This is a genomic window from Rubritalea tangerina, assembly GCF_042683245.1.
In the GTDB taxonomy this organism is placed as follows: Bacteria; Verrucomicrobiota; Verrucomicrobiia; order Verrucomicrobiales; family Akkermansiaceae; genus Rubritalea; species Rubritalea tangerina.
In genome coordinates, this window is record NZ_JBHUJB010000026.1 from 1 (window position 1) to 2,251 (window position 2,251).

The 2,251-nt window shown below is 42.1% G+C and carries 1 protein-coding gene; it reads right to left on the minus strand.

The features are described 5' to 3' along the window. Nucleotides 1-660: 660 nt before the first annotated feature. The gene (locus ACFSW8_RS06240) at nucleotides 661-1,326 is read right to left on the minus strand and encodes a hypothetical protein (protein ID WP_377090623.1); all 666 of its coding nucleotides are present in this window, start codon (nucleotides 1,324-1,326) and stop codon (nucleotides 661-663) included. Between the last annotated feature and the right edge of the window lie 925 nt (nucleotides 1,327-2,251).

Sequence of the window (2,251 nt, forward strand, 5' to 3'; positions counted from 1 at the left end):
TGGTTTGTCCTTGGTTCATATTAATGAATTAGGACACCCCCTGCCTAGGATTTTGGGGAAGCTCACTAACGTAAAGCACACCGCACCGCTGACAGGGATGTACTATGATTTATTGTTTACGGATGGTGGATTGAAAATGGTGAGCGGAGCTCAACCGCGGTCAGCGGTTGGGTGCAGCGTCTTGTTCGGCAAGTTTGTGTTACGGTGTTACAGTTGGTTTCCCTGAATCGTCAAATGTTAGAGTTTGGGTGCTAGAAACAGCTAATTCATCAATAACAGGTGTCTTCACAGTAAATGTTCCATTTTGGTTATCCTTGACCGTGAGAGACTTCCCAGACCAAGTATAAATGAAATCTACAGGCGAAATAGAATGTTCCCCCTTTCCCTGATTAGGAAGACTCGTAATCCTCAGCCCATTGAAGGTGAAGCTAGTCATACCGCTGAACTCAACATTATCATTTTTATGACACGAAGTTAGAAGACAGAACAGCGCAAGGATTAGTGAGATCTTGAGGTGCATATTTTTTAGCCGAACGTAAAGCACACCGCACCGCTGACTCGGCAATGTACTATGATTTATTGTTTACGGATTGATGGTTGGGAATGGTGAGCGGAGCTCAACCGCGGTCAGCGGTTGGGTGCAGCGTCTTGTTGGGCAAGCTAGTTTTCTGAGCTTGGATCAGGTTTCAGATACACGATACCACTTGTTTCAATTTTTAATTCTGTGAGCAGATTATGTAGGGCTTTCCTGAATTCTAAATTTTGTTTTTGCGGGTAAAGTGATGGATTAGAATAGACTAGTTTCTTGAACTTCCCGTCGGCAAATAATTCAACAATCACACTATCACCGCCATTATAGGTTAGATTGAAGTCTGGTATTTCTTCTTGATTAAGAACCTTCCAGAGATCTGATGTTCCAATTAATTTGGGAGAATTCTTGAGAGAATCTTGGTCTAATACTTTCGTGGTTCTGTTCAAAGTCATAGCATTAGTATCTATGTGCGAGTATTCTCTCCACCCAATACAGGGTATGGGCTGTAGTTTTAAATTAGATTTATAGTCATTGAGTACAACCAACTGCGTTGGTTTAAAATGGGAGATTTTCACAGATATTCTAATACCTGTAGAACATTTCTTAGCCAGATCTTCTGCTGACATAAATGCAGTTTCTAAATGCGCGATCATAGAATTCGATAACGCAGTTTCTTTACCATTTCTTATAATGTCTGTACTCCAAGATAAGTCCTGATAACGGATTATTTCAGCAGAGGAAATACATATAAATGTATATGTAAACAGTGAGAATAATTTTATAGAAGGTTTCATGTGATTTAGCCCAACGTAAAGCACACCGCACCGCTGACGGGGATGTACTGTGATTTATTGTTTACGGATAGAGGGTTGGAAATAGTGAGCGGAGCTCAACCGCGGTCAGCGGTTGGGTGCAGCGTCTTGTTCTACTAAAATCGATGTAGCTTGCATGCTTGTGTGTCGAAACGCTGCCGCCCTTGGTCAGACTGCAAAAATCTAGCAGAAACCAATACACGCAAAACAGGGGTAGACGCGAAAATCACGACGGCTTGAATTAGACAGAAAATAGGGCAACACGGCGATCAAAAAGGATGCTGAATCCATAAAAGATAGAAGGGCCAAATATGAATGAGTGATGCGACACTAACGAGAACTACTGGAAATAGATTATAACGTATTGATCGTGAGTCTTCTGAAGTATTCTAGATTAGGCTCTGGGCCAGCTGAGTAGAAAAGTAATCTACAGAATGCCTATAAACAAATAATCCCCTGCGACACCTGAGAGCTGAACGCAGGTGCATAGAGCAGAGGACTGGCATCATCTAGTAGAACGTAAAGCACACCGCACCGCTGACGGGGATGAACTATGATTCATTGTTTACGGATTGAGGGTTGGAAATGGTGAGCGGAGCTCAACCGCGGTCAGCGGTTGGGTGCAGCGTCTTGTTCTGCAAAATTGGTGTTATCCTGATTTATGATATAAACCACAGTAAGATCATCATTACTTAGTATGCCGTCTGGGCCCAAACTTCGTATTTCAAAAGTAATAGGGTCAGAACTCTCAATTAACTTATACTTGTATGGGTTTCCCCAGCCGTCATTTACGGGAATAGTTCTTTGAATTGTAAATTTATGATTTTGTAGAACTCTTAAACTGAGCTTCCCCACGGATTTCGGTCAGGGAGTGTCTAAATTATTGGTAGGTTAGTTAGGCGACTTT